The organism is Amycolatopsis anabasis (assembly GCF_009765355.1).
Lineage (GTDB): Bacteria > Actinomycetota > Actinomycetes > Mycobacteriales > Pseudonocardiaceae > Amycolatopsis > Amycolatopsis anabasis.
Genome location: NZ_VTHK01000015.1, coordinates 167041 through 193558, shown reverse-complemented (window position 1 = coordinate 193558; position 26518 = coordinate 167041). Strand labels below are relative to the sequence as shown.

General features: G+C 65.8%; 15 protein-coding genes, 1 tRNA gene and 2 pseudogenes. 8 read left to right on the top strand and 10 right to left on the bottom strand.

All coding sequences use genetic code 11. The annotated features are described in order from the left end of the window. Positions 1–6 precede the first annotated feature (6 nt). Complete coding sequence (locus FXO23_RS50775) at positions 7–165, bottom strand: hypothetical protein (RefSeq protein WP_179956828.1); 159 nt, start codon at positions 163–165, stop codon at positions 7–9. A gap of 383 nt (positions 166–548) precedes the next feature. Between FXO23_RS50775 and FXO23_RS21305 the strand changes: the two genes are divergently transcribed. The 6 genes from FXO23_RS21305 (at position 549) to FXO23_RS21280 (ending at position 5801) form a co-directional block, all read left to right on the top strand. Further along, positions 549–1523 carry a fatty acid desaturase family protein gene (locus FXO23_RS21305; protein ID WP_425484884.1) on the top strand — a complete coding sequence of 325 codons (975 nt, stop codon included), beginning with the start codon at positions 549–551 and terminating at the stop codon, positions 1521–1523. 234 nt (positions 1524–1757) lie between these two features. Further along, on the top strand, positions 1758–2225 hold the full coding sequence (locus FXO23_RS21300; protein WP_158887134.1) for an STAS domain-containing protein: 468 nt from the start codon (positions 1758–1760) through the stop codon (positions 2223–2225). A 250-nt stretch (positions 2226–2475) separates the two neighbouring features. After that, positions 2476–3186: a GAF and ANTAR domain-containing protein gene (locus FXO23_RS21295; RefSeq protein WP_158887133.1), complete on the top strand. Its 711-nt coding sequence runs from the start codon at positions 2476–2478 to the stop codon at positions 3184–3186. Further along, the gene (locus FXO23_RS21290; RefSeq protein ID WP_158887132.1) at positions 3183–4013 is read left to right on the top strand and encodes a GAF and ANTAR domain-containing protein; all 831 of its coding nucleotides are present in this window, start codon (positions 3183–3185) and stop codon (positions 4011–4013) included. Before FXO23_RS21295 ends, FXO23_RS21290 begins: the two co-directional genes overlap by 4 nt. A 336-nt stretch (positions 4014–4349) precedes the next feature. Continuing rightward, positions 4350–4416: transfer RNA gene (locus FXO23_RS21285), tRNA-Arg, on the top strand. A 923-nt stretch (positions 4417–5339) separates the two neighbouring features. Then, positions 5340–5801 (top strand): GntR family transcriptional regulator, encoded by a 462-nt coding sequence (locus tag FXO23_RS21280; RefSeq protein WP_158887131.1) that lies wholly within the window; start codon positions 5340–5342, stop codon positions 5799–5801. Between the two features lie 242 nt (positions 5802–6043). Here FXO23_RS21280 and FXO23_RS21275 read toward each other — a convergent pair whose 3' ends face one another. The 6 genes from FXO23_RS21275 to pglW form a co-directional block, all read right to left on the bottom strand. After that, positions 6044–8140: a DEAD/DEAH box helicase gene (locus FXO23_RS21275; protein WP_158887130.1), complete on the bottom strand. Its 2097-nt coding sequence runs from the start codon at positions 8138–8140 to the stop codon at positions 6044–6046. After that, positions 8137–9456 (bottom strand): BREX system ATP-binding protein BrxD, encoded by a 1320-nt coding sequence (gene brxD, locus FXO23_RS21270; protein ID WP_158887129.1) that lies wholly within the window; start codon positions 9454–9456, stop codon positions 8137–8139. The genes FXO23_RS21275 and brxD overlap by 4 nt, the downstream gene beginning before the upstream one ends. Then, positions 9453–12152, bottom strand: coding sequence for a BREX-2 system phosphatase PglZ (gene pglZ / locus FXO23_RS21265; RefSeq protein WP_158887128.1), 2700 nt, complete (start codon positions 12150–12152; stop codon positions 9453–9455). Before pglZ ends, brxD begins: the two co-directional genes overlap by 4 nt. Further along, positions 12152–15844: a DUF6079 family protein gene (locus FXO23_RS21260; RefSeq protein ID WP_158887127.1), complete on the bottom strand. Its 3693-nt coding sequence runs from the start codon at positions 15842–15844 to the stop codon at positions 12152–12154. Before FXO23_RS21260 ends, pglZ begins: the two co-directional genes overlap by 1 nt. 14 nt (positions 15845–15858) lie before the next feature. After that, positions 15859–19497 carry a BREX-2 system adenine-specific DNA-methyltransferase PglX gene (pglX, locus tag FXO23_RS21255; RefSeq protein ID WP_158887126.1) on the bottom strand — a complete coding sequence of 1213 codons (3639 nt, stop codon included), beginning with the start codon at positions 19495–19497 and terminating at the stop codon, positions 15859–15861. Between the two features lie 134 nt (positions 19498–19631). After that, on the bottom strand, positions 19632–23978 hold the full coding sequence (gene pglW, locus FXO23_RS21250; protein ID WP_158887125.1) for a BREX system serine/threonine kinase PglW: 4347 nt from the start codon (positions 23976–23978) through the stop codon (positions 19632–19634). A 161-nt stretch (positions 23979–24139) separates the two neighbouring features. On the opposite strand from pglW, the pseudogene FXO23_RS52695 reads away from it, so the two are divergent. Continuing rightward, positions 24140–24904, top strand: a pseudogene (locus FXO23_RS52695) (DUF3375 family protein). 230 nt (positions 24905–25134) lie between these two features. Further along, on the top strand, positions 25135–25287 hold the full coding sequence (locus FXO23_RS21240) for a hypothetical protein (RefSeq protein WP_158887124.1): 153 nt from the start codon (positions 25135–25137) through the stop codon (positions 25285–25287). Between the two features lie 104 nt (positions 25288–25391). Here FXO23_RS21240 and FXO23_RS21235 read toward each other — a convergent pair whose 3' ends face one another. The 3 genes and pseudogenes from FXO23_RS21235 to FXO23_RS51645 form a co-directional block, all read right to left on the bottom strand. Further along, complete coding sequence (locus FXO23_RS21235) at positions 25392–25556, bottom strand: hypothetical protein (protein WP_158887123.1); 165 nt, start codon at positions 25554–25556, stop codon at positions 25392–25394. A 127-nt stretch (positions 25557–25683) separates the two neighbouring features. After that, positions 25684–26181 (bottom strand): TnsA endonuclease N-terminal domain-containing protein, encoded by a 498-nt coding sequence (locus FXO23_RS21230; RefSeq protein ID WP_158887122.1) that lies wholly within the window; start codon positions 26179–26181, stop codon positions 25684–25686. Positions 26182–26327: 146 nt separating this feature from the next. Then, positions 26328–26518, bottom strand: a pseudogene (locus FXO23_RS51645) (IS5/IS1182 family transposase); the annotation flags it as partial.

Below are 26518 nucleotides of genomic sequence, written 5' to 3'. Positions count from 1 at the left end.
GCGGGTTCAGCGGCGGAGGGTTTTACGGCGGACGAAACCGATCACGGCGGTGCCGACGAACAACACGATTCCGATGATGGCCAGCCACATCAAGCCCTTGAACGCGAAACCGATGACGGCGGTGATCAGCCACAGAATCAGCAGAACGATGATCAGGATCAGCATTGTGCACCTCCGGCGATCACGGGGATGAAATCCCGCATCTGCGGCGATCGTCGCAGGGACACCGAGCACGCACAACTCGTGCGCCGACGCGTTGGTCCGTGCGGGTTCCCGGAGGTGAGAGCCACGTCTGCGGTGCGGGGAGTTGCCTGCCGTACCCAATGCGGTTGCGGGCACGCTCCGGTCCTGCCCGAGACCGGCCGGGCCGGTTGCTGATCAGGCCACCTCGTGCGACGCTGGTAGTAGTTCGCGGGTTCACCCCGTGACGCGGTGCCGCCCCAGCCCCCGGTGCGCTGTCCGACGCGACCGGAAGCGGTGGTCCTTTCGTGACTTCGTTCGATATTTCGCCCCCCGAATCTGCTGCACAGAACCGTGACTACGCGGACTTGTCCCAGATCATCAGGCGCTCCGGCTTGCTGCGCCGGCGCTACGGGTACTACGCGGGGAAGATCGCGCTCAATGTCCTCGCGTTCGCCGGGGGCTGGGTGGGGTTCGCCTACCTCGGTGACTCGTGGTGGCAACTGTTCCTGGCCGCGTTCTTCGCCGTGATGTTCGCCCAGCTGTCCTTCGTCGGGCACGACGCGGGCCACCGGCAGATCTTCCGTACCCGCCGCGCGAACGACGTGGTGGGGTTCTGCCACGGCGGGATGGTCGGCCTCAGCTACGGCTGGTGGATCGATCAGCACACCCGTCATCACGCCAATCCGAACCACGAGCAGGACGATCCCGACCTCGACATCTCAGTGCTGGCGTTCACCGGCGCCCAGGGCCACGCCAAGCGCGGCTTCCTGCGGTGGATGGCCAAGTACCAGGCGTTCCTGTTCTTCCCGCTGCTCCTGTTGGAAGGATTCAGCCTGCACGTCTCCAGCGTGCGAACCTTGCGGCGTAAAGGAACAAGAGCACGCAACGTGGAGATCTTCTTACTGGCCGGGCATTTCGCCATCTACCTGGCCGCGGTGTTCCTGGTGCTCTCACCACTGACCGCTGTGGTGTTCATCCTGGTACACCAATGCCTCTGGGGCCTCTACATGGGATGCTCCTTCGCCCCCGGCCACAAGGGCATGCCGACCATGACCGGAGGCCGTTCGCCGGACTTCCTGCGCAAGCAAGTCCTCACCTCCCGCAACGTCCGCGGCGGCGTCTGGGTGGACTTCGTCCTCGGTGGACTGAACTACCAGATCGAGCACCACCTGTTCCCCTCCATGCCCCGGCCCCACCTGCGCCGAGCCCAGCCGCTCGTGCACCAGTTCTGCGCCCAGCGGGGCATCGAGTACGCCCAGTGCGGCTGGCTGCGTACCTACGGGTATGTGCTGCAACACCTGCACGCGATCGGCGCACCACTGCGCGCGGGCTCCCACTGAGAGCAGGCCGGGAGCAAAGAACCACAGAACTCCGATCAAGGCGCTGGCCAGCCCGACGCATCGTGAACGGGTCATGAACGCCGTGGGTGGGGGTGTTGCCGCCAAACCTCCCGAGCGTAGCGTCAGGTCCCTACGGGCCTGGACCACGCCTTCGAGACGTATGACCGCTGATCTCAGCAGCCGCTCGACCACCAGGCACTGCCGGGGCCACAGTGGCCGGAAGCAGGAGAGACCATGACCCGTCCGTGTACTCGAACCCAGCCCCCTTTTACCCGCGACAGCCATCCGACGGCAGCACCGCCCTTCGCGGTAACCGTCATCCACGCCAGCGCCGGATACACCCATGTCGTGATCGAGGGCGACATCGACGCCATCTCACTGCCCGCACTCGACTATGAACTCGCTGCTCACCCCAGCGGGGACACACACGCCATGGTCGTGGACCTATCCCGGGTGCCGTTCTGTTCAGCCGGCGGTCTCCTCACCCTCACTGAGCTGCTCGACCGCACCACCGAAGCCGCGGTCGCCCTAGAGCTGGTCGTGGACACCCGCGCCGTCCGCCGAGCCCTGGAATGCCTGCCCGTAGTCGGCCTGTTCCCCATCCAGCACGACCGCGCTTCGGCACTGACCGCCACCAACACCAAAGTCAGGACGCATGCCCGCTGGCCACGGCGACAACTCCGCCCGACATCCAGCCGGTAGGGGCGCCTCAGGCCCGGCCCGGCCTGTCGGCTGGACCCCGCGACCTCGCATGATGCGCCCTCCGTAATCGGACGAGACGACTCCATGACGCCACGGTCGAAGCCCCTGACCCGGGACAGCCGCGGGCAGGCAGGTACGCCGGTTGTCGAAGGATTCTCCACTCGCCAGCGAGTGTTTACCATTTCTTCAGGGGCGGGTGTGTGCTCCCCATCGAGGGCGGGTTCACCGCTGTGGCCAGGAGGAGAGGCGCATGGCCGGCGGTCGGCGCGAACGGCTGCTCGGGCTGCTTGACGCCAGGGGCGGCGATTCGATCTCCCTGCTGCGCCGAGTGTGCGCGCTGTGCCTGGCCGAGGTGTCGGTCTCCGGCGCCGCGGTGAGCGTGCGGGGCGGCACCAGAGCGAACGGCAACCAGGCCTTGGTATGCGGCACCGACCCGCTCAGCGCGCTGCTCGACGACCTGCGCATGACCGTCGGAGAGGGCCCGAGCGTGGAGGCGTTCGACTCGGGCGGCCCGGTGCTGGTGCCCGATCTGGCGGCCGATGGAGCCCGCTGGCCGGGGTTCACTTCCGGCGCGCTGGCTGCCGGGATAGCGGCGGTGTTCTCCTTTCCGTTGCAGGTCGGCGTCGTGCGGGTCGGCGTGCTGGACCTCTACCGCACCACCGCCGGTCCGTTGAGCCGACGCGAGCTGACCGACGCGCTGCTGCTGGCCGAGATCGCCACCCAGGCGCTGCTGGACGATCTGCGTGGTGCGGACCCGATGGACGTCGGGTGGCTATCCGACATCCACGCCGTGGTCCACCAAGCGTCCGGGATCGTCGCCGTGCAACTAAGGCTGAGCATGCAGGAGGCGCTGCTGCGCATCCGTGGCCACGCCTTCGCCCACCACATACCTCTGAATGAGGTGGCCCGCCAGATCGTGGCCCGCGAGCTTCGACTCGAAACCGGGAGGATAGAAACATGACCGCATCATCAGAGGACCCGGCCCGGTCGAGTGCGCTCGAAGACGGTCGAGCTCAGCGGCTGTTCCGGACGTTTGTCGCGTTGGCCGACACCCTGGTCGACGACTTCGACATCCTGGACTTCCTGAGCATGCTCGCCGAACGCTGCGTCGACCTGCTCGAGATCTCCGCTGCCGGAGTCATCCTCATCGACCAAAAAGGCGGGCTGCGCGTCGCGTCCGCCTCCTCCGAGCGAGCAGAACTACTGGAACTGTTCGCCGTGCAGACCCAGGACGGCCCCTGCATCGACTGCGTCCGCGACGGGCAACCGGTCGCCAGCTCGGACCTGACCGCCGAGCACGAACGGTGGCCCGGTTTCACCGCCGCGGCACACGAATGCGGATTCCGAGCGGCACAAGCACTGCCCATGCGACTACGCCGCCAAGTCGTCGGGGTACTCACCCTGCTCAACACCCAACCAGACGGAGTCGACGAGGAAAGCACCCAGCTGGGACAGGCCCTCGCCGACGTCGCGACCGTCGGAATCCTGCAACAACGCGCGATCGAACGCAACGAACTACTCTCCGAACAACTACAGACCGCGCTCAACAGCCGAGTCGTCATCGAACAAGCCAAAGGAGTGCTCTCCGAACACGGCGGAAACCTCGACATGGACGACGCGTTCACCAGACTGCGCGGATACGCCCGCGCCCACAACCAACGCCTGTCCGAACTCGCCCACGCCGTAGCCGAGGGCACCGCCGACCTCGACGCCATCCTCACCCCCACCCCCAGACACGATCATGACACCCACTCGACCGCACCACCTACTCCCACTCCCCCGAGATAGCTCCGCACGTGGAGGCGGCGAGCACCTTACGTTTGACGCGCCGGCGACAGCCGCAAGCTAGAGAAGCTACGCTCACAACTACTCGGAGTAACAGGCGCGTCGAGCTCCTATGCGCCACGCGCTCCACACGCCGAACGCGAAGTCCGGCGGCAAGCCCTACGATGACCCCATGACGCACGAGGACCGGCCCACGCTCCGGGGTACCCCAGACGGGTGGCGACACGCCCGGGTCCGATCACGGATTCTCGTGGAACGGTTCGTGGAACGAAACGGTGTTAACTCGCGGGGATTCCGTTGCCAGAGTGACCCGTCCTGTTGCTATAGTTGCTGGTAGAGGCCCTAGTAGGCGTCGAAACCGCCCCTCCGGAGGCAGGTGTCGCAGGTTCGAATCCTGCCGAGGGCACCCGATTGACCCGGTCATGTCTGCAGACAGCGCAGACCATGATCGGGTCGATGTGTTTTGTGGGGGCCAAGCCCCACACCCCAGCCGGGGGCGAGCCCCGGACCCCGTAGGTAACCCGGGCCCCGTCAGCCGCCTGCCCTGCGGCCAACTACGCGTACGGATACAGCCCAGTACAAACGACCTGCGGCGGCGGCTCGACGACCGCCCCCGATCCACGAACGCCGCCAACCCGCGTCGACGACACCCTCACTGAACCACTGGCACGCCAGCCGGCCCTGCCGCACGCCACCCGCCACTCCTACCTATGCACGATCACCAAACTCATCCAGTCACAGCTGGGACACCCGCGGATCCCCGCGACCACCGGAGCTGCTGGACCACTACTACGCCGAATTCCTCCGCTGCCGCGACCACTGCCAACACCCGCAGCCGACCCACGAATGCCGACCACTGGCCCACGCCACGGTCCGCAAGATCCACTACCTGATCAGCGGCGCCTACCACCGCGCCGTCCGCTGGAACTGGATCGACCGCAGCCCCACCCCAGACGCCGACCCGCCACCCAAACCACACCCGGAATCTCAACCACCCACCCCGGCTGAAGCCGCCCAGACCATGAACGCGGCCTGGACGCACCCCGACCTCGGTCCACTGGTCTGGCTGGCCATGATCACCGGCGCCCGCCGAGGCGAACTCTGCGCCCTGCGCTGGCGCCACTTCGACGCGACCCGCCGAGTCCTGGTGCTCAGAGCCAGCATCGCCCAGACCGGCCCCGAGACCTGGGAGGGAGAAAGACACCAAACTCCACCAACGCCGCCACATCACCCTCGATCCCCACACCATCACCATGCTCACCGCCTACCACCAAGGCCCGGCAACACCGAGCCGTCACGGTCGGCACCACCCTCACCCCGGACAGCTTCGTGTTCTCCCCCCGCGCCGACGGCGCCACCTGGCGCCTCCCCGGATCCCTCACCCAGCAGTACCGCCGCCTAGTCACCCGCCTGGGCCACTCCGAAGGCGGCACCACCCTTGCCTACTACGCCGCCTGGGTCCGCGAAGCCGACCAACACGCCAGCCGCATCCTCATGCGCCGCCTCCCCACACCCCGCTCGCCACCAAACCCGCCACCCGCACCACCCAAACGACCACCCAGCCCCTACCAAACAATCGCCACCGAACTACGCACCGCCATCACCAACGGCACCCTCCCACCCGGCACCGTCCTGCCCACCGTCCAACAACTCGCCACCACTCACCACGTCGCCCCCAGCACCGCCCACCGAGCCATCACCCAACTCGTCCACGAACACCTCATCACCGTCACCCGCGGCCACCGCGCCCACGTCAACGACAACCCCCAGCAGCAGACTAAGGAGGTGTAACTGGCCTCGAGGTCTATCCGGGACAGTTCCAAGATCTATAGTCCTGGCCCCGCAGTGCGGCGCTGGACAACACTCGGAGACGTGCTACCCCATTCGTCGAAGTTCTGGAATACTTTGCACTGCAACGGAATCGTAGGCACCTTCGCGACCATCGACCCAGTTCTCGCACGGACACACGTGGTCGAGGTACGGGTAGGAGATCAACGAGCCTTGCCGCCCGCCGCGCGCAGCTTGTTCGGAGCTCAGCGTACAGCGTGGACGAACACACGTCGTTCAGATAATACGATTGCCGCGTTCTTTCGATCAGAAAGGCGTTCCGCGACCGTTTCGATTGCGAGCACTTCCGGAAGTGCTGTGGAAAACTTGAGTCCGTTCACCGCCGATTTGCTCACGTTGGGACAGCTAAGCGGGGCCGAGCCGGACAATTCGCTAAGAAATTCAATATTCGAAATATTTGGCAGCAGACGTAGAGAATGATCGGTTATACGTTGCCGTGGATCCACAAAGCGAGGGAAGTTGGCCTGCAAGGTGCGGTTGGCGGCGGCGCCTGCCCAGGTCCACCACCTAAACTCACCCGCTGACCGTCGGAACACGGTCGCGTCCTCCGACACATCTTCGGCGTGCTTCTCACGGAGGTCGGCGAGCACGGACGCGGCTCGCCGGGTGAACCGGACCCCTGCAGGCTCGGCACCCAACAGGACCGACCGCTGGCCACGGGTGAGGGCAAAGGACATTCCACTTTCAACGCTACCCCATTTGGCGCGGCCGGGGAGGTCGCTCGGCTCGACGAAACACCGCCTTCGCTTCCAGTCGACGTGTCCGACCTTCCACGCGCGTCCGGCGAGCAGCAGGACGCTCGGCCCGTCGTAGTCATCAGCGAGGAGGACGTCATCCCCAACTCGGCCGATCTCCTCGCGTCCGGCGAGGACCGTGAATTCCGGTGGCGCGGTGAACACGGCGAGCAGGTCGGAGAAGTACCGCCGGCCAAACTTCTTCTCCGCCTCCGGCCCGATAAACGCCATCGCGCCATCCCGCTCGAGGTACCCCTTGGCGAGCAGGTGGTCGAAGATCTCGGCCAGATGTTCGTCGAACAGCGGCAGGTCGCCCCACCACTCCGGCCAGGTGTGCATCCCGATCTTGTTCTCTTGCAGGGCAAGAGCGAGAATCTGTTGTGCGGCGATATGCCGGGGACGCACCGGAGCCACGATCGGCTCCACCCAACCTGCGGCCCACCGCTCGAGCAGACCTGCGGTGCTGAGCACGGCTGCGTCTTCAAGGCAGAGGAAAAGGCAGTTCCGGGTGCTTTCGGGACGACGCCCCGTCCGGCCGAGGCGCTGAAGAAACGACGCCACCGTCCGTGGAGTGTTGATCTGGATCACCCGGTCGAGATCGCCAACGTCAATGCCCAGTTCCAAAGTGGAAGTTGCGACGATCACACAATCGCGGGCTTCCGCGAAAGCCTGCTCCGACCTGTGGCGTTCGTCCGCGGAGAGCGAGGAGTGCGAAAGGAACGTGGTGACCTCGCGGGCACGTAACGCAGCCCCGAGCTCTTCGGCACGGCGTCGGCTGTCGACGAAGACCAGCCGTTTTTCCCCTCGATGCAATGACGCGATGACCGTGGCCGCGTTCTCGATCGAGCCCACGTGGTCCACAGTGAGATCCGGAATCGTCGTTGCACCGACAACGGGCGCCACCACGGATCGTGGCCTAGACCGTTGCGAGCCCTGCAGCCACTCCAACAGCTCAGCCGGGTTGCCTACGGTGGCCGACAACCCGACGCGCTGGAGCGGGCGTCCCGCGATCCGGGAAAGCCGCTCGAGGACCGCTAGCAGGTGCCATCCGCGGTCGTCGCCGGCGAACGCGTGGACCTCGTCGACCACAACCGCTCGAAGGCCGGAGAACATTCGCCGGGAGTCCACCTTGCTCGACACCAGCATCGCCTCGAGGGACTCCGGCGTAGTCAGCAGGATGTCCGGCGGTTCCCGGCGCATGCGCTCCCGTGCTCCCGGGCCGACGTCACCGTGCCACACCTCGGCGGACCGGCCGAGCCATCCCGCATAACTCGCCAACCTGGGCTGGAGGTTGTTCAGCAGGGCTCGCAGGGGACAAACGTACAGCACCGATATGCCCAGCCACGACTGCTCCTCCATTGCGCTGAGCAGTGGAAACACAGCAGCTTCGGTTTTGCCCCCGGCCGTCGGCGCCAGCAGGATCGCGTCGGAGCCCCTCAGCAGCGGATCGATTGCCTCGGCCTGCAGTGGACGCAACTCCGGCCAGCCGAGCGTGTTGACAATGTGGTGCACCAGCGCGGGTAACAGCCGGTCGGCCGCGGAACTCATGGGAGGTCCAGGTCGATGTCGTCCACGTCGGCGATGGCGTTGCGTTCCTCCTCCGAGAGCTCGGAGCTCTTCACGGTCACCGGGTAGTGCACCCTAGGGTCGAATTCTTCGTGTTCGTCGACCCGGTCGAGCACGTCCTGAACGAGCTTCCTGAGGAAGACGCGCGGAGCGACACCGACCCGGCCGCCCATTCCACCGGTCACGGCCCTCGCCAGTTCGTCGATGTAGTCATCGTCCACACGCGCGATGATCCGTTCGCGCTCTTTGGCCTCGCCAGCGTAGAGGTCACGGACGTTCCGACCCAGTTCCCCCAGCCGATCCAAGTCGAACCCGGGCAGCCGGAGCTGGACTGCGCGCGGATTGTCGAACCGGGCGTCTGTGGTGAAGTCGGTCGCGAGCCGCTGGGCCAGCGGCGGGAGACGCTGCACGCCCTGCTGCCCGTCGAAGAATGCCGGAGTGCCAGTGATCACCAGGAACAGCCCGGGGAAGCGACCGGTGTCGATCTCGTCCAGCAACTGCCGGAGAGCGTTGAGGCCTTTCTCCCGCACGTCACCGCGAACGCGCTGCAAGGTTTCGATCTCGTCGAGCACGACCAGCAGGCCGGGGTGGCCGCAATCCTTCAGCACGGTCAGCAGGCCCTGAAGAAAGCCGAGCGCGCCGAAGTGGTCGAGATCACCGCGCACCCCGGCAGCCCGCTTCGCGGACGCCGCTACCGACTTCTGCCCGCCCAGCCAGGCAATCACCGCTTCCGCGGTCGCGGCGTCATCGGCACGCCTCGCGCGGCGGTATCCGCGGAGCGCGGAGGCGAACGCGGGGGTCGTTCTGGCTACGTCACCCAGGCGGCGCTCCATCAGTGTGTCCACCGCTTCGACAACGGCGTCCTCGTCGTCCTCGTCGACTTCGCCAGCGTCGAGGACTTCATCTTCGAGTGTGTAGAACCACGAGTCGATCACCGGTCGCAACGCGCTCGGTTGGTGAGTTGAAGTCGCCAGCCGCTCTGACAGCCGCCGGTACACGGTTTCGAGGCGGTGCAACGGGGTTTCGGTCTCCGAGATCTGAATCTCGCTGGTAGCCAGCCCGGCTCGCTTCGCTCGTTCGGCGAGCCAGCGCGCGAAGAACGTCTTACCCGAGCCGTATTCACCGCGGATCGCGTGGAAAGCCGCGCCACCGCGCTTGATCGCGTCAAGGTCATCGTCGAGCGCCCCGGCGAACCGGCCGAGCCCGACCGCGAACAAGTCGAGCCCGGACTGGGGGACCGTGCCGCGGCGCAGCGCGTCGACGACCTCACGACGGCGTACCGCGCTGGCCTGAGTCACGGCTTCCCCAGCTGGAACTGCGTGCGCAGCAACTCGATGTTGAGTTCCACGGTCCGGCCGCCGTCGATGAGTTCGAACACCGGGTAACTCTCGACGTTGAGCAGACGCTGGACGGTAGCGAGGAACCCGTCGATGTTCCGGGCCGCCTTGCCCGCCGTCGCGGCGATCGCGGCAAGTGACAGTTTGCCGCCTGCTTCGACGAGGCTGTCGATCACCGCGGCGATCACCTCGACGTCGGGAGCCCTGCGGACAAAAGCCTTCTGCGAACCGAAAATCTTCGACTTGACCACTTCCTGGCCGATGCTCCGCGGCGGTGCCGGAGCAGGCTCGGGGGTGTCGGTAAGGAGGTGGTCGAACAGGCCGGGGCCGTCGGGAACCGACTTCGGCTTCTTGCGTGACGGTTTGGGAACCGAGGTGGTCGTCTCGGTCACCGGCTCCGGAGTATCCCGCCACCACGAGGGCGTCGTCTGTTCGGACGCGAGTCCAGCCCAGCCGTCCGGGAGCGCGTCGACCGAGGGCAACAGGACCAGGACGGGGATGCTGACCTCGGCCAGAGCCGCGCCACCGTGATAGCCCGCACGCTTCTGCGTGTATCGGAGATCTTCGCGCCACGGCAGGACGACCTTGCCGTCCCCTTCGAGGACCCGTGGACCACGTAATTCGACTTCGCCATCGGCGGCCGTTCCGGTCCGCCACCGCGCGCCGTAATCACCGGTCGCTAAGGAAGGGCCGGCCGCGCGGCCACGCTCGAGTACATGCCCGTGGTCGGAGGTCAGCACGACCGGACGGCCGTAGCTGCGTGCCTGAGTGAGCAGGGTGTTCAGATATCGGATGTCCTGGAGGCGCCAGGTCGTCCCGTCGCCCTCACGACCGGGGCCGAGTGTATCGTCGATGGTGTTGAGTACGACACCGACGACCTCGTCCCCAGCCAGAGCCGCGACCAGATCGGGGTTGAGGCTCTGGCCTGCGCCACCACCGACCTCGTTCTCGTGGAACAACCGGGCCAGCTTGTGATGCCTCTTCCAGAAGGCGGCGAAGCCTTCCTTTTCCGTCGTCTGGCCACCCGCGACCGGTTTACCGCACAGTAGGGAGGGTCTGCTCACCCTCGTAATCGAAGGAAAAGCCGACACCGCGGACAGCCGGGTGCCTCCCACTGGGGTGGCCTCCAACCAGTTCGGCCGGCGACCCAGCTCGTCGCCTAGTTGTACCGCGGCCGAGGCGCTCATGCCGTCGAGCACGATGACGACGGGGACCGCGTCGCCGGTCAGCGGGGCTGCGACCGTCGCCAGTACGTCTTCGATCAGCAACGCGCCTTCCGAGAGCTGCGCGCGGGCATGCGGTACCCACGAAGCCAATCGGCGCGAGAACTCTTCGTCGGAAGCGGCACGACGGGCGACCGCCTGCTCACAAAGGTCGTGATAGGCCTTTGCGCTCACCGGATCGGTTGCCGCGTCACCGGCCCACAGCACGGCGACGGCGTAGTCGACCCAGCCCCATTCGGTGACCTGCCGCCGGACGCCCGCGGCCACGGACGGGACACCTGGGTCCGGCGCGGCTAGCCATCGTGCCAACCGGACGGCCATGGTCGCGGTGGCCTTCTGGTCGGTCAACAAGTCGGCCAGCCGATGTCTGCGGAGTTCGCCGAGTGCGAGGCTCGCAGCCTTCGGGTCGGGAAGTGCCGTGGCCAACGTACGAAGGCGTGCCCGCCAGGCTGAGGGGAGCAGCGTGCTGCCGGAAAGCGCCTCGCCGAGGCCGGCTTGATGCGCCAGTTCGTCGGCACGTTCGAGGACTGCGAGCACATCGTGGCGTGTCTGAGACTCCTCAGGTCCCGCCGCGGTGATCCACCGGCTCAACGTGCCGTCGACCGCCGACGAGAAGGCTTCGACAGCGTCCGAGCGGATGCCGGGGAACAGCCCCCCGACCGACACTAGCGCCTCGCGTGGCAGGGAGGGATCGGCGAGTGCCGTGCCGACGACGCCCAATGCCAGCGCGTCGCGCCCGCGCCCAGCCGAGACCAAGGTGAGCACGGTCTCCGCGGCGGGGCCGAGGCGCTCGACCAGCCATTCGCTGATGCCGTCACGTTCGACGTTATCCAGCTCGCCCCAACGGACCGGTCCGGTGCCCCGTGACCAGTCGAGCAGCCGGTCGAGGTCAAGTGCCGTGGCGTCGACACCGAGTCGCTGCCCGATTAGCGCGAGCAGGGCGTCGTCGTAGGTCAGCACACCACCCCGGCGCGGCCAGCCGCCCGTGGGCTCGGCGTCGAGCAGCGCCTGGACCAGCCAGCCGGATTGCCACACTCGAGGATCCAGCCGGTTGGCACCGAACCGGAACCTTAGGATCTCGACCGGGTCCACTCGCAACAGGCCGGTGTCGAGCGCGTGTCCCCGCAGATCCCAGTCGAGCTCGGCGGGATCGACCCCGGTGGTCACCACCAGCACGCCGGAGTCGGCTCCAGTGTCCTGGTAATCCAGCCATTCGGCCGCGATGCCCAGCACCGAGGGCTGATCGGTGACTCGCACGGCCCGCTCGCCCTGCTTGCCCTCGACGGGCTTCAGCCGGAACTCGGTGCGTTCCCCCGGCTCGTATCGGCCGTGGACGAGCACCAGGCATTGGCCCGGCTGCTTGTCCAGCGCGGCCCTGTGTTGCGTGAGCAGAGACTCGATTCCTGCCCGCGTGACAAGAGGGACCGGGGCCATCAGGCCTTCCCGTTGACGACACGCCAGGAGATCTCGATCTCCTGGCCCGGGTGTTTCTTAGCGAACTCGCTGACCGACCGTCGCACGTCCTCCATGGTCTCAGCCAGCTTCGCCGGAGGTGCGTCGGCTGTCACCCGGCGTGTCTGCTGGTCTTGCGGCACGGGAGACGGCGGGGGTGCAGGCGGTGTCGGACCGGGAGCGGGCGTGGTGGCATCCTGGATGATCTTCATCGCGATCCGCCGGGATTCCCGCAGCATGGGACCGAGTTGCCGCGTTCTCTCGTCGGCCCGTGCTGTCTCCGCGATATCGGTCATCAGGCGTTCGGTGCGATCCCGGATGCCGTCCGAGCGGTCGAGGTACGGCCGGATCGTTCGCAGCAGCTCGAAATCGGCGCCTTCGAGTGCGCTCAGGACCTCTTGGGCCGAAGAGATCGTCCTGGCCAGCAGTTCGTCGTCGTCCGGGTTTGGCAGGTGCGCCAACGTCCTGACCAGCTTTGTCGAGTCCGTGATGCCGATCAGCTTGGCGAGCAGATCCGCGCCTGCACGAACCGTCACCAACCGTGGTGACGACGGTTCGACCCCGAGCTCAGAAGCGTGCTTGTTCAGGGCTTCGTATAGGCGATGCACCACTTGCTCGTATTCGCCGACCTGCTCGATCACACCGTTGGTCAGCTTGGTGATGTTGCGGGTGAACCGGGCCGCGGGCGCGGACACGCCAAGGATCGCGCCCGCCCGGGCGCGGGCCGCCGCGTACTCCTCTTCGCTGGGCAACTCCTGAGCGCGCAGTGCCCAGCCAGGGCCGATGTTGCCGATGTCCGGGGCCTCCTGCGGGATGGTGTCACGGACCCAAGCGCGGTCGGCGAGCAACGCGTACGCGGCAATGATCAAGTTCGCGACCGGTTTGTCGAGGCCGCTGTACTCGAGTTCGTCGAGCCAGCGACGGATGTCGTCTACCGAATAGTCACCCGCGACCTGCTTCCTCGCCGCGTGCTGCTCGATACGGGTGCGCCATTCGTAGCTCAGCGTCAACGGCCCGTCGTGGACTTCGCCCAGCCCGAGCGGGTGGACGATCTTCCGCATGAGCCCGAGCTGGTTCTTCTCCAGCTCGACCCGGCCGCCCTGTTCGGCCGCCCTGGTGATCCAGTTCAGCGCGGTGCGGAGTTCACCGATGGTGACGGCCTTGCGTTCCTTCTTGGGGTCGAAGTCGGGATGGTTCCGGTATTTCGCGCCGAGGACGCCGTCCGCGAGTTCGAGCACGTTGTACTCGAACGGGGCGCCAACGTGCAGTCGTGGAGTGTGCTGCGGGAACAGGCTGAGCACCCGGCCCGGCTCGCCCTCGGGGTCACGCAGGTTCGAATCGTCACCGCGGGAGAGCCCGTAGAGCTGGGTGAGCACACCGCGCAAGCTCGACGTGAGATTCTCCTTGTGCACTTCGAGCTGGGTGCGCAGCCGGATCCGGTCCTCGGCCGATCGGTTCGCCGCGACCGCTTCGAGCCGGCCCCGTTCCAGCAGGTGGTTGATTTTCAGCAGCCGGCCGAGCTGGTTTTGACGCTGCTCGGACCAGAAGGCCGGCAACCACACCAACGTCAGGTGTTCGTGGCCGTGCTGCTTGAGCTCGGCGACCCGCTCCGCGTCCTGCCGTGGTGAACGATCGGGCTCGTCGAAAGGGTAATCGATCACGAACCGGAGCACGCCGTCGAGACTGGGCCGGAACTGGAAATCCGGCATCGCCTGCGGGTCGCGGACGTTCTCGAACACGAACTCGGCGGTCCGCTTGGTGCCGCGCCAGACGATCTCGCGCTCGCACACGAAGCCGCCGGTGTCCTTGACACCCATCGCGTCCCAGAGTTGGCGGCGCAGCCACTTGCGGCGGTTGGCGGTGTTGTCCTCCTCGTTCGCGTTGTCCAGCAGCGGCTCGATGTCGAGATCGGACAGGTGCAGGCTGAACACCGGGTTCTCGTCGCCTTCGCTGCGCAACTCGCCGAACTCGGTCTTGAGGTCACCCAGCCGGGTGGTCGCCAGGTCTCCCGGCTGGGCGGTCCGCGAGGTGATCGACCCGTAGTTCAGCGCGGCCAGCCGCTGGCCGGTGAGCCTGGTCAGCGCGGACACGTCGGGGGCGAGAGAGGCCAGCAGCAGGGTCTTGATCAGCCGCTCATCGGCGACGAAACGGGGGTCGGTGGTCGAGCCGTACTTGTTCTCCAGGTAGCGGCGGACCCTACTGTGGAAGCGCTGTCCGGCTGCCGCGTCGGCGCGAAGTTTGTCGGTGAAGGCCGCGGTCGTGTCCTCGGCCAGGACGTCCCAGAGATCGCCGAGCGGAATGAGGTCACCCACCTTCATATCCGCCCGCCGCCGGTGCAACATGTCCTGCAGCAGTTTGAGCCCGGTGCGCTCGCGTTGGAGCGCGCCGGACAACGCCACCAGCACGTTCAGCAGCGCAGGCGAGATCGGATAGACGTCGCGGAAATCCGACCAGTCCGAGTGCGTCGCGCCGTTCGCGTCGAGCAGCGCGTCCTTGACGCTGGACTTGGTCGACTCGATGCTCTTGAAGGCCTCGTCGAGCAGGTGGGCTTTCTCCGGGCGCGGCTTGAGCACGCGATCCTTGACGATCGCGGGGAGGTTGCGGTCCTCGAGGTTGATCGTGTCGAACCGCTCGGCGAGGTACTGGACCTGCTGCTCGAGGTTGCTGACCTCGGAGCCCATGATGTCGGAGCCGATGAGGGTGCCGAGGTCGCGCTGCCGGGAGATGAAGGAGATGATCGGCACCGGCCGATCGCTGTCGCCGGACTCGATCAGTTTGACCAGCTTGTTCACCTGGACGTTGACGAAATCACGGCGGGACAGGTACCCCTGCAGCCACAGGATCAGCTCGTCGAGGAACAGCACGATGCCGTCGTAGCCGAGTTGCTGCGCGTGCCTGCTGATGACGGAGAGACCATTCTCCAGCGGAAGGTAGGCGTCCCTGTCGCCCAGTGCCCCGCGGGAGTAGGACGCCATCGGCCCGGACAGCAGCGCGGACACCAGTGCGTCCCGCCGCGGATCTCCGGGCTGCGCGTTGAACGCGTTGTCGAGTTCGAGGGTGCTCCAGGTGCCCGGCGGCCCTTCGAGGGGTTCGAGGTCGGTGGGATCAGAGAGGTCGGCGTCCTCGCCGCCGAGCATCTCCGCGAACTTGGCGTCGCCCACCGCGGCGCGCATATTCCTGGCGTCAGTGAGCATCGCGTCGGCCCGGAACACCGCGGGGACCGACTTACCGGGCAGGGTGTCCTGCACATGCTTGACGTAGCCGCCGAGAATCGCAGCATCCAGGTCGACGGCCCCGATCAGGTGAAACGGCACCATGAGGAACTGGCGGCCCGCCAGCCACTTGTCGTGCTCGGCGATGACTTCCCGCAACTCGGGTTTCTTCCGTGCCTTTTCGTTGCCGTTCAGGACCGCGTGCAGCACGGTCATGAAGTGGCTCTTACCGGAACCGTACGAGCCGTGCAGGTAGGCGGCGTGCGAGTTGCCGTCGCGCACCGCCGTGCGCAGCAGGGCGAGCGCCTGGGTGAAGGCGCCGCGGAGCTGGTCGGTGACGACATAGTTGTCGACCAACTCGTCGGTGGCGGTGAACCCCTTGGTGAGGTCGATCTTGTAGTCGCCCCGGTTGACCTCTTCCGGCATGTGAAGCACATCCCGGAGGTAGACCTCCTCAGCCATCCTCGTCCCCTCCCTCAGTTCGTCTTGTGTCCCCGCCGCGCCGGTTCCGGCCGCCAGTTACGCAACGCCTCGTCGGTCAGCCCGTGCTTGGCCTGCTGCTGTTCGAGAACGGTCCGGAACTCTTCGGCCGGGTTCCCGCCCCACTCGGCGTCGTAGCCAGCGTGCCACTGCTCGACCCACGGCAGCAGCTCGGCCAGCCCGGCGAGCAGCGGCGCGATCTTGTCCGTCTCCCATCCCTCCTGTTCGAGCCGGTCGTTGACCACGTTGACCAGCGCGAGCGCCTGGTCCCTGTGGTCCCAGCCCGCCCAGCCGAGCAGCAGGGTCGGGTCGGCCTCCGGCCCGGCGTCCGGGTACGAGATGAACCGCTCTTTGGGCACGTCGAGCTTGCCGCGGTGGGACCAGTAAGAGGTCCTGCGGAAGTCGGCGGAGGTGTACTTCGGCGGCACCTTGATGTCGAGCCGCTCACCGGTGCGGTCCTCCTCGCGCTGCTGCTCCCAGACGGATTCCCACTGCGCGCGCTTGCGCATACCGGTTTCTTTGTAGCGCATCGCGGCGAGGTAGGGGACGTGCTCGGTGGCGATGACCTGCTCCAGCACGTCGGCCAAGGGCAGGTCCCGCTTGCCAAGATGGTCGGCGGCGTACAGCGCGGCGACGGAGTTGACATCCTCGTCACCACGCAGCAGGTCGGCGAGTTGGCTGACGGTCAATGTGCGCGGGCTGGTCAGGCCATCACGGAGGGCGAACCAGAGGTCTTTGTCCTCGCACCGATCAAGCAGCCAGGTCTCAAGTGCCTTGCGTTCCTTCTTCTCCCATGGCTCTGTGGCCCACCTGCGCTTGCACTCGGGACGCTCGATGAGAGCAATGTCCTTACGATTGGTGATCGTCTCGATCCGCTTCTCGACAACCCGCTTGTAAGCCTCGGGCCAGTGCTGGGGAAGCTCGGTGATGGGCGTCGATCCATGCCGCTCGAACCAGGCGGTTTCAAGTTCTCCGGCCCGCATTTTGCGGGCCATCACGATTTCAAAGGCCCGCTCGCCGCGCTTGAGCTCCGGCACGTCTTGCTCATTTGCCCGCAGTTCTTGCGCCTCGATATCGGTGAGCAACCCGTAGAGCTGGTAAACTTCCCAATCCAGCTCTTCCTGAAGCGAGATCATTTTGCCTCGGAGACGATCATGCTCAGCACGTGCCGTGTCCAGCCGTTCGCGAGTCGGAGTGACCTCTTTGTTGACTGCCGCCGGCTCGGACCATGCCAACTCTCGCGCCAGCGAATCTAATTTGCGTCCAGAATTTAGCGGCAAATTGGGCGGCAGCGGAAACTCCTGGAGCTTCTTTCCAGTGAATTCATACCGGTCAGACCACGCTTCCGCGCTAACTCGCGCCCCATCGCTACCGATTGGATCTCCCCCTTTCGGATAACTAACCTGCTTCAGCCAAAAGCAAGCCGTGGATGAATTGAGCACTCCAAGCAAAGCCAGGTGATCGTCCTCACTTGCACCTGCTGGCAGCTTGATCACCGGCGCCGACCTATTGAACACCTTCCCGCCACGATCCAATACAAAATGATTGTGCGTGGCCACAAACGCAAAAACAATCGATAAAGGTGTGGAGTACGCAGACGCGGTATGCTGCATATAGTCCCACCATTCGAGACCTGCATCCTCCATATCACCCTGGAAGGTCCGGCGCTCAGCAAGAGGTGTCCGCAATGGCCATAGTTCCACTTGAAGCTTGGCTGTGGTAAGTTTGGCATCGTACGGATACCAGATTCGTTCGTCCGGGTTGGCATGCCAGTCCCGGACGATATCGCCAACCATAAGCGGTCGCAGTGCTGACTTTTCGGCTGTCGTCTGTAGCGTGCGCCGAATGGGTCGCATGTAAGCCTCATCGGCCCCAGCGCGAATGGCTCGACCGATCGGTTTCTTAATTTTCTTTTCCAGAGGATTCGAATTTCGCTCGATCACCTCGATGAGGTCACCTACTCCGCCACCGCCCAGTGACCATGGGTGCAAGGCCACGGTCGATCGTTCGAAATCTGAGACAGAGATCCAATCAGTCTCACTGCCCGGCTTGTTTATGTGTTCGGTGATGGCTAGCCAGACGAGACCCTGCGACGGGTCGGTTGGCGCACTGGGCTCGCCGCTGATGCCAAGAACGGCGCGAATGGATTTGGTCGGGGGCGGCAATTGCTTGCGGCCGATCAGGATAACCGTCGGGGTGCCGTGGCCGGGGATATAGGCACCCGAGGTATCGATGATGTGGGTCAGGTCGACCGTCGGGAAAAACTTCTCGATTAGCCTCTTGCCGAACTCGCGTTTCATGAACGAGTTCGCGGTGATCTGGCCGACGTACCCGCCACCCGAGGCGCGCGTCGCGAGGTGGAACAAACGCTCGGCGAACGGGACCGCTAGGGCGTAGGTACCAGAGCACGCCTTCCACCGTTCGCGGTACTTCTTGTTCTCATTGCTGTCCTTCACCGTGATATACGGCGGGTTTCCCACGACGACGTGGTAGGAGGCCGGGGTGAGCAGGTCGCAGGAGTCGATGTAGTCATCCACGTCTTCGGTGCGATACGTGAACTCCTTGTCCGCCTCCGCGCCGAGCATGTCCATCTGCTCGCCTTTGACATCAAGCCCGTGTAGCAGGGAGTCGCCGACGGCGACATTGATCGGGAATTCGCCTGCCGCTTCCAGGGTGGACATTCCGGCTTCCTTGAGGGCGGCCACCAACAAGCGGAAGCGGGCGATCGAGGCGGCGAAGGGGTTCTTGTCGCAGCCGTGGACCGACTCCAGCGCGCGCCGGATCAAAGTCCAGTCGTCGACACCCTGCGAAGTACGGCGCCATTCGGCCAGCAGGCGGTGAAAGAGGCCCAGCAGGAAGTGGCCGGAGCCGCAGGCGGGGTCGATCGTGCGCAGGCCCTCGCGAGTGCGCTCGACGCCGCCGCCGTGGCGGTGGATCTCCACGATGGGGTCGAGGCCGAACGTCTCCAGCGCGGGCTTCAGGGTCAGGTCGAGAATGAACTCCTCGACGAACTCCGGGGTCTGCAGCAGCGCGTACGTCTTCTTAGCGTGGTCCGAGAGGTCCTGGTAGAGGTCACCGAGGAAACGGGTGTTCCACGACTCGTCGGTGAAGTCGTGGACGACCTCGCCGTCCGGGCCGCGGCGGCGCCAGAACGCGAGTAGGGTGCTGGCCGCCTCGAACGACGGGGTCAGTTCCCACAGCGGGTTGTAACGGTGGTCGAACAAGCCCGCGGCCGTCGGGTGTGCGTCCGCCAGGTGGTTGAACGCCGCTTCGAGCCAGTCGCGGTCGTTGAGGTGGGGGTTGGCGCGGAAGAACGCCTCGTGCCGTTCCTGGGCGGTGGCCAGCGCATCACCAGGTCCCGATAGGAACGGCTCGGGAATCAGACCGTTGTCCTCACAGAACCGCACGTAAACACAGCCGAGTAGCCATGCCACCGCAGCCTGGGTGACCCGATCGTCGCGCCAGGTCTCGAAGGTCGCCGAAGTCCGATCCGCGTCGAGAGCCTCCTGGTACTCCTTGCGGAGCCGGTCGTCGAACTCCGGTTCGGCGCTGCGCTCCCGCAGATCGTCTTCCAGTGTTTTCAACTGCTGCCGCAGATCTGCCAGCAGAGCGTCCTTATCGATCCCGTCCGCCACGCGCGTGTGCTCCCTGTACCTCGTGCTTACCGTGGCCTCATCGCCGCGTGGCCACCAAGCGCTACTCAACGTACCAATCCGTTACACAATCAGGAGGGCGGATTGCCGACTAACGCAGGACGTGAATCGGATGCTCAGGCGACCTCACCCTTGTGCAGAAGATCGAGATACTCGCCGCGCAGGATGAGCACCTCGTGGTCGCCTTCCGTCCCGACGATGTGCCCGGCCAGGCTGGGCGTCTCGCTCGCGCTCTCCGCTGGGCACAGCAGCCACAGGCCGTGCGGCACACCCTGCGGGTCGCGTGCGGCGTGTTGCAGTTCGGTCAGGAAGATGCGGCCGCCCGCTTCGAAGTACCGGCCGATCAGTCCGGCGTCGTGCAGGAACAGCACGCTTCGTGGATCCGCCGCAGCCAGCGTAGCCAGTAGCCGGTCCCGCACCCGCTGCCAGCTCACCGACACGTAGGACGCGAGGCCCGGCGGCACGGTGCCGTTGGGCGCGATGCGCGTATCGGCGGCGAGGACACGGTCCCAGCCCTGGTTGCGCTCCTGGGCCAGCGCCCGGAACTCGGTGAGGAACAGCCGCCCGAGGTCGACGGCCACCACGTCGTGCTCCGATGCGACGAGTTCGGCCGCTCCGGGCAGCTTCTTCGCCTTGATCTTGAGTGCGAGAAACCCGCCAAGCCTCCGGCTCTCGTCAAGTCGTGCTGCGATCAGCTCGGCGGAGGTGCGGCCAGTGCTGATGGCGGCACGGTCGATCGAGGTCAGGATGCTCGAAGACGACTGGGCTTGCCGCTGGCTCTTGACATGCCTGGGCGGGCAGAAGCGCATCTTGACCGAATCGAAGGTCAGGCTGCTGCCCGCTTTACGCAGGGCTTCCCCGACATCGATCCGCGAGGGATCTCCAAGCGAGATCTCCGGAAAACGGGCTCTGACCTTGGCAAGGAGAGCATCCAAGGTGATTCCGTCCTCGCCGACCCCAGCCGCAGCCTGGGAGATGCGTAGGCCGCGCTCGAGCGGGAGGTTGCGAGGGTAAAGCTCCAGACGGCGGGAAGCGGCCGAACGTTCGGACATCGACGCGGCGAGGGAAAGCAGCCGGGTGTCGGCCAGCGGTCGCATCCCTTCGGGCTGGGAGACCGCCTGGAGGTCACGGAGGGCTGTCGCCGAACTCGGCAGCGGGTCGCGGGCGGAAATCACGTCGGCCGCCTGCCCCAGCGCGATCGCGTAGTCGCCCAGTTCGTTGGGCGTCGGGTCGTCGGAGCCATTGAGCGACTCGGAGGCGATGAGCACCCGTTCGTTACGGCGCAGAACGGCCAGCGCAGGCTCTGGGGCCTCCGGCTCGTCCTTGCCCGGTGGCATCAGTTCGGTGTCCACCGCGGCCCGGACGACCGCCAAGGCATTGCGTACCGCGACAATCCGGTCACTTTCCGTTGAACCGTGCCGTGCCAGGAACTCCGCCGCGACCTCCGATGCGGTCGCGATCCGGCCGAGGTCGTCGAGGATCTCGATGACCTCACGGCGGATCGTGTCCATCCACTCGAAGGTGCGCCACCTCTTGAGTGACTTGCCATACTTCTGCGACACCGCGGGCTGTGTGAGCCCGACCACGTCGGCGACCAGGCGCTGCACGGGCCAGGAATCGAGCTCGGTGACGGTGCCATCGGACCTGGGAAGTCCCAGTGTCAGGCGTTCGACGTCGGGGCCTTTGTCCTTGCCGTGGGGTTTGGTGAGCAGCCGCTCCAGCAGCAACTCGACCGACTGGTGCCCGACCTCGACCGGGACGGCCAGCTTTTCCGAGGACAACCTGGTCGCGGCGTTGGTGCGGAGTTTCGCGGTCCATTGCCGGTGCCGCCTGGTCAGTTCACGGCGGGTCAGGGCACCCGCCCCGCGGGCACGGGTGATCGTCGAAGCCGGAATGTCCAGGAGCTCGCCGACCGTCGTCGCGCCAAGACCGTCGGCGACCGAAACAGCGCGGGAAGAAAGACCCGCCGCCGCAAGCGGCGTCGTCAAATCGGCGGCTTCTGCGACGCGGTCGAGCACCTCGTTGTCCGAGCGTTCGGCAGCAGACACTGCTACCGTGGCCTGCGTCGTCACCGGCCGCGCCTGGTCGGCCTCGGCGAACACCGAACTCCACAGCTTTTCCATCTCGCGCAACGACGAGAACCGCTGCCCGGTGTCCCGGTGCAAGGCCCGCTTGAAGAATGCGGTGAGCCCGTCCCGCAGCCGGTCGTCGAACAGGTGCCCTTCGATCCGGGGCGTCTCGTCCTGGGTCACGGTCGGCGCGGTGACGCCGTCGCCCCACTGTGGACGTTCGCCGGTGGCCATCTCGTACAGGGTCACCGCCGCGGCATACCGTTCCGCGTGGTCGTCGTAGAGCTGCCGCCGCGTGGTGTGCACGAACGGATCGAGATAACCCCGAGTGCCCACCTGATCTTTCGGAGAGGCTTTGGCCAGGGAGAAGTCGAACAGCTTGAGCTGTCGCGACCGGTTTGCCCGATGATGGATGCCCAGGTTGTCCGGTTTGATGTCGCGGTGGTGGATCTCGGCCGCTTCGAGCTGATACATCGCCTGGAAAAGCTGGTGACCGAAGGTGTCCAGGTCATGGTATGTGAGCCTGCCCTGTTCTCGCAGGTACCGGGCCAGCGAGACCTCACCCGCCAGCTCCAGCTCCAGCGCGGTGTGGCCGCCGATCGTCCGCGGCCCATCGAACAGCCGGACGATCGTGCCACCGGTGAGCTGGTTCAGGGCCTCCGCCTCGTCGTGCAGTTTCGCCGCACGGCTGTCCTCGTCGAGGGCCACCTTGAACACGCGCTCGTCAACGACGGTGCCATCGTCGGTTTCCCTGAGCCGCTCGACCAGCAGAGCGCGCGCGGTCGCGCCGGTGCCGAGGACACGGCGCACGAACCACTCTTCGTCCACCTCCTGACCGGCGATCGCCTCGAGCGGATCCACGAATGAACGCCCGGTGGGCACCGGCTTGGCGTCCGCCTCCGCGTCGTCGAGCCGGTCGAGGAAGGCCGCCGCCGAGTCCAGCCTGAGGACGACGTCCGAGCGGGTCGCGTCGTAGATCAAGTCACCGAGTTCGGAGGGTAAGGTGTCGTCCACTGCAGAGACTTGGAGGCCGCCGTCGGTACCCAGCCGCTCGACGAGCTCGGACCTGCTGGAGGCGGGAGGGCGTCCCGTCAGCACCAGGTAGGACACCGACCCGAGACCGAAGATGTCGAGCTCCACCGGGTCCGGATACTGCTGCTCCGACTCCGGGGCCAGGTAGCGCAGGGCCGTGTCCTCGATGAACGCCCCATCCAGCGATGAGTCCCCGATGGACCGCAGCGAAGTAGTCTCGAAGTCCCTCGCCGCCGTCTGCCAGTCAGTCAACCGGAGCACTGGCCGGGAACCGTCCGGCCTGCAGGAGACGTAGATCGACCGCGGGGACAGCGCACGGTGGTAGAGCAGTCGGTCGTGGGCGTATTTGAGGGCCTCAGCGAGCTGTCGGACCAGACCGAGGCGGGTTTCCGAAGTCAGTGAGTCACTGAACGTCGCAAGGTAGGCATCCAGCCTGAGGTCCGACTCGTGGTGCCGGAACAAGATCGCGGGTCGGCCCTGATGGTCTCCGAACTGCCGGGCCTGGGCAATGCCTCGATGGTCGATGCCTTGCAGTACTTGGTATTCACGCCTGGCGGCCCGGTTGGCCTTTTCGGCGTCGGCCTTGCTGGTACCCTTGCTGATCAAGTAGATCCGGAGTCGGCCCTGCTCCTCGAGTACGCCATCGTCACGCCTGGCCAGCCTGTCTTCCCAGAATGGCCCAGCATCGAGTGCCCGCTGATCGAGCTTCCAGAAGTCCCCGAAGCGCAGATGGGCCGTGGCGGCCTGGATGCCGATAGCCTTCATCAGCTGCGGCAACGTACGGGACGCGAAGTCCGGCCGGATGCGGTCCGCCTCGCGATGCGGCGGACGTGCCAGCAGATCTTCCCAAACGGCGGGCAGGCCGTTATTCGCGTGCCGGGCATAGACGTTCGGGCGTTGGAACTCATCCAACTCGCTGCGGAGGCCGGCGTCGGTGAGGAAGATGATCGGCTGGATCCAGGGGACCCGACCAGCGTGGCCGGCCTTCTGCGCCGCACGCATCAGCTGGCCCCGCAGCTCCTTGGCCTTGAGGTTGGTCAGTTCGAGCGGATTCTGCAAGGTCCGGACTCGACCACTGTGCCGGTCGGTGACGCGCCAGGTCGAACCATGGTTGGTCACCCGACCGGGATGCGCCTTGAGCTCGAGCAAATACAAGCCGGAGGGCACGGCTATGAGTAGGTCGCACTCGTTGATCCGGCCGGACATCGCGGTGAACGAAAACGTGGCCCAAGCGCGATAGGGCTCGGCATCTGGCATCTGCCGCTTGATGAAGTCGAGACCTTCCTGTTCCCACACGAAATCCGACTGCTTGCGCTGGTGCCACCGAGCCGACGAGGAGCCAGGCTTGACGCGCGTTGCCACAGTCCCTCCTCCGGTCATACCTGTCGATTCAAACGGAGTGTAGTCGGACCGTCCGACAACCCGTTGCCGCGACAGACGCAAGCTGCGCAGCCCGGATACGAGTGTTCGGCGACTGCCCTTGACGGACTGTCCCAGCCGCGGGATCGAGGTGTTCCTCCCACCTGCTGCGCCGCAACGACCCGGCATGGAAGCTGCTGCGTGCTGACAACGCGCCGGGGGTTCCTTTGGCAAGGGTCTTCGTCGGCGACAATGTCCGTTCGATCTCCGCCATCGAGCTGGTCAGCAGTCCAGACGACGAGTTGTACGCGCTCAACGAGAGGCTCGGCGACGGCACGTTTCCGAGCAGGCCAAGGCATATCTCGACGACTGGGCTGCACCGGAGAACGGCTGGCTGCGCAAGTACTGCTCGGCCAGCTCGGACGAGGTTTACCTCGATGCGACGCCGGCTACGGGGCAGGCGTTACCTGGGTCGATTCGCTGCGTGAACGCTTCTTCGTCGGCAACCGAGTCGCGGCTGAACACCATCTTCGACCTGCTGCGCCAGATGGCCTACGGAGCAGCGACAGATCCGGACATCCGGCTCGCCGAACTGCACCGGCGCCGCGATCGACGCGGAGATCAACCGGGTCGAGAGCGGTGACTTGGCCGTATTGGATACCTCCGCCCAGCGGGACTGCTACCAGCACTTCACCATAACGGCACGGGAACTGCTCGCCAACTTCCGCGAGGTCGAGGCCAACTTCCGACCATTGGTATGTGCGCACGGTCCCAGTGATCACCGCAGGCAAGTGGGCGCTGCAAGCCGCCCCTCAACGAGTCACCGGATAAGCCCAGCCAGCTTCGTCTCCCGTCAGCGTACCAATGCGACAACTACCCAGAGTAACAAGTGCGTCGAGCTCCTATGTGCCACGCGCTCCACACGCTGAACGCGAAGTCCGCTGGCAAGCTCTACGATGGTGCCCATGACGCACGCGGCACCGGCCCCTCCCGGGGTTACCCCACAACGGTGCCGACACGCCCAGGTGCGATGGCAGATTTTGTGGAACGGTTCGCGGAACGAAACGGTGTTAACTCGCGGGGATTCCGTTGCCAGAGTGATCCGTCCTGTTGCTATAGTTGCCGGTAGAGGTCCTAGTAGGCCTGTAGGGCAGCTGCTATGGTCGATCGGAAAGAGCTGGGCGCGATCACGACCTGCGAAGTGCTGATACCGGGGAGCCCGGAAGCAAGGTACAAGAACGCTCAGGTGTTGCGGGACCGCGCCGTGATCCCCGATGGCGAGGCACTGAAACGCATCGACACCGGGGCCTGACGGGGACCGGCGCACGACGTGTACGCCGAAGAGAACGAGACCGACGTCCGAAAGTGGCTCAAGACCGGTGACGCCCTGGCCTACGGAGCGCAGGCGGTCGAGTCCTACGCCAGCTGCCTGGGCTGGCGCAGATGCAGGCGGCCCAAGCGCTGGAGCTGTACAACCGCGGCCAGACTCGGACCAAGCACGCCCACCAGCAGGCCGAAGCGCAGGCGCAAGCCAATGCGGGTCGCGGCCTGATCACCCGACGATGCGTGCTTGGCATTCAATCGCGTATCGTATCGAGTTCGGGTGCCTCCACAGTGCCGCTGACATAGCTACGTGAAGTCGAGGGTCGCCAGGCGGCCACCGACATCCGGGGCCGGGGTTGCAACCCCACGGTCTCAGGGCGTGTCTTCACCGGACCGGTTCCCAGCGGAGTTTGCCGCCAAGTGGCGTGGTCGAGAGCCGGAACGGATCTTTGTGCCAGTACCAGCCGTTGCGCAGGGCGAGCGTCGCGATGTCGGTGTAGCGGATGCCGTGCTCACGCACCAGCGGATACAGCCGTTTCCAGTCGGTCGGCCCGGCACAGAGGTGGTCTCGAAGCGCCTGCTCGATGCGAGGGTCGATCTGCCGGTTGATCAAGTCGGTGGGATTTTGGATACGCGTGGTGGTGGCGACAACCCCCCACCCGAGGGTGCGGCAGAACTGTCGGGCGGCCTGGAACTTCGCCACGTTCTCGGCGAGGGCGAAGTCGTCCAGCCGAGCTTTGACCTCGATCAGCAGTCGGCGGCCGTCGCGGAGATCCGCGAGCAAGTCCGGGTAGTAGTCATGGCGCTGCCCATAGAGGGTGTAGGAGAGGGTGATGGGCTGCTCCGAGTACGACGCGACCAGATCCTCGGTCGCATCGAGCATTTGGAGGATGTGTAGCTCTGCTTCGGAGTCATAGCCGACTTCGCGCCCCAGTCGGGGAGCCAGCCAATGACCCGGCTTGCTGCGCCCATTCTGGTCACGCGGCGCACGGACCGGAGTGGCCTCTCCTCCCGCGGGACTTAGAGGCCCTAACAGATTGAGTTGTTCTTGAGTCGGGGCCAGCAGATGATGCTGCATCCGATGCTGAGGAAGGCTTCGTGGATGTCATCGCGGCGTTCCCAGCGGATGCGCAGGCGGCGGAACCAGTGCAGGAGTGCGAAGGCTTGCTCGACGACCCATCGGTAGACGCCGAGTCCGGAGCCGTGCTCTGTGCCCCGGC

Excerpts from the sequence above, each read along its gene's own strand:
- FXO23_RS50775 (WP_179956828.1), bottom strand. The coding sequence starts at position 165 with ATGCTGATCCTGATCATCGTTCTGCTGATTCTGTGGCTGATCACCGCC.
- FXO23_RS21300 (WP_158887134.1), top strand. The coding sequence starts at position 1,758 with ATGACCCGTCCGTGTACTCGAACCCAGCCCCCTTTTACCCGCGACAGC.
- FXO23_RS21295 (WP_158887133.1), top strand. The coding sequence starts at position 2,476 with ATGGCCGGCGGTCGGCGCGAACGGCTGCTCGGGCTGCTTGACGCCAGG.
- FXO23_RS21290 (WP_158887132.1), top strand. The coding sequence starts at position 3,183 with ATGACCGCATCATCAGAGGACCCGGCCCGGTCGAGTGCGCTCGAAGAC.
- FXO23_RS21275 (WP_158887130.1), bottom strand. The coding sequence starts at position 8,140 with ATGAGTTCCGCGGCCGACCGGCTGTTACCCGCGCTGGTGCACCACATT.
- pglZ (WP_158887128.1), bottom strand. The coding sequence starts at position 12,152 with ATGGCCCCGGTCCCTCTTGTCACGCGGGCAGGAATCGAGTCTCTGCTC.
- FXO23_RS21260 (WP_158887127.1), bottom strand. The coding sequence starts at position 15,844 with ATGGCTGAGGAGGTCTACCTCCGGGATGTGCTTCACATGCCGGAAGAG.
- FXO23_RS21240 (WP_158887124.1), top strand. The coding sequence starts at position 25,135 with ATGGTCGATCGGAAAGAGCTGGGCGCGATCACGACCTGCGAAGTGCTG.
- FXO23_RS21230 (WP_158887122.1), bottom strand. The coding sequence starts at position 26,181 with ATGCTCGATGCGACCGAGGATCTGGTCGCGTCGTACTCGGAGCAGCCC.